The 1,592-nt window shown below is 59.5% G+C and carries 1 protein-coding gene; it reads right to left on the minus strand.

Translation table 11 applies throughout. From position 1 onward, the window contains the following. The coding region (locus tag ABWP50_RS13480; protein WP_502951068.1) for a flagellin family protein at positions 1 to 1,556 on the minus strand (1,556 nt) is incomplete at its 3' end. Positions 1,557 to 1,592: the final 36 nt, after the last annotated feature.

A 1,592-nucleotide genomic window follows, 5' to 3' on the forward strand; every position in this document is an offset into this window, starting at 1 on the left:
GTCAGGGCGGCTTGCGAGCCGGCGACGGTGCTCAGGTCCAGAGAAGAGACGCCAGCACCGGCTGTTGTTGACACGGTGGCAGAGCCTTCGCTAAAGCCAGCTGCCCCCAGTGCTGCAGCCGTGCCAGACACGTTGATGCCGCCACTTTGGGTCGACGACAGGGTCACGGACGAACGGTTGGTCAATGAGGTGGCAGTCGTGCCGGCTGCGGTCACTGCTGCACTCACGTCAATACCGGTGTCTGCTGTAGTTGCGGTCGTATTGATCGTGCGGCCGTCCGACACTAGCGTGACCTTGCCGGCAGTCGCAGATGCTGTGACACCCGTTTTGCTGGTCAACAGATTAATCGCTGTTGCCACGTTCAACGCCTTATTTTCAACAGCAGTCACACCAGTCACTGCTGCAACACCTTGCGTGGTCACAGCGGCAGGGGCCGTAGCACCAACAGCGCTCGTAGCTATGTCGGTGACAGGCGCACCAATCGTGGTCGATGTGGCTGTTACTGTAGTTGCTGCGGTGACGTAGGTCGCAGTGCTGAAGCCAGCGGTAAATGTGCCCGAATAGGTTCCTTTTGCGTTCGTCAATGTGCTGCCGGCAGCACCTGACGCAATACCTCCGAAAGCCGCTGCGGCTTCTGCAGCGGTCGTCGTGCCGGTAGATGTGAAGGTCAATCCGTTGACGGTAGCTGTTTGACCAGCGGTCATTGCGCTGAAAGTAATCACAGCAGATTCCGTTACCGCAGTAACGGCTGTTACCGCAGCGCCCGCGCTCACTGCCCCAATGTCAACACCGTTCACTGAAAAAGCGCCGGCCGACATGGATGCCGCACTGGTGGCTGCAGTTGCGCTGGTGGCGGTCAACACCGTACCACTTCCCAGACCCGTGACCCTGGCACTACCGCCAGCATTGACGGCATCGACCGTGATGTTGCGGCCATCAGCTGCGAGCAGCGACACTGCGCCGGTCGACTTGTCAAACGTTGCGGTGACACCGGTCTGGCTGCTGATGGCGTTCACTGCCGCTGCCGTCTGGCCGCCGCGGCCAACTGCCGTTGTTGCTATTTCAATGGCGCCGATGGAGATACCGTTGATTTTGACGTCGCCTGCACCCACCGCCGTACCGAAACCAGCCGGTGTCATGCCAGTGAAGCCAGTCGTGGTACCTACCGTAGCGGTCACGTTGGTTTGAGAGCTGACCGCATTGATGGCAGTGGCCACCGCGATGCCGCTGGTCGCAGACGCTGAGTTCGACACACCATCGGCTTGCGCAGCACCCACGCTGAAACCATTGATGTTCAGGCCGGCAGACAGCAAGCCAGTGCTGCCGGTGTTGACGCCGACAGTTTTAGCGGCAAAGCTGGAACCAGAGCCCACACCCAAGGCGCTCGACTTGGCGTTGCCAATGGAAATCAACAAGCGGTCATTGTCGGAATTACCGGCCCCAACTTGCAGCGACTGGTTATTGAAGGTGCCGTCGAGCAGCTTGATGTTGTTGAAGCTGGTGTTGCTGGCAACACGGTCAATTTCAGCGACCAGTTGCTTGGCTTCGTTGTTCATGGCGGCGCGGTCTGAGGCGTTGTTACCGGTGTTGGC

Origin of the sequence: Sandarakinorhabdus sp., from assembly GCF_040398645.1 — a bacterium.
In the GTDB taxonomy this organism is placed as follows: Bacteria; Pseudomonadota; Alphaproteobacteria; order Sphingomonadales; family Sphingomonadaceae; genus Sandarakinorhabdus.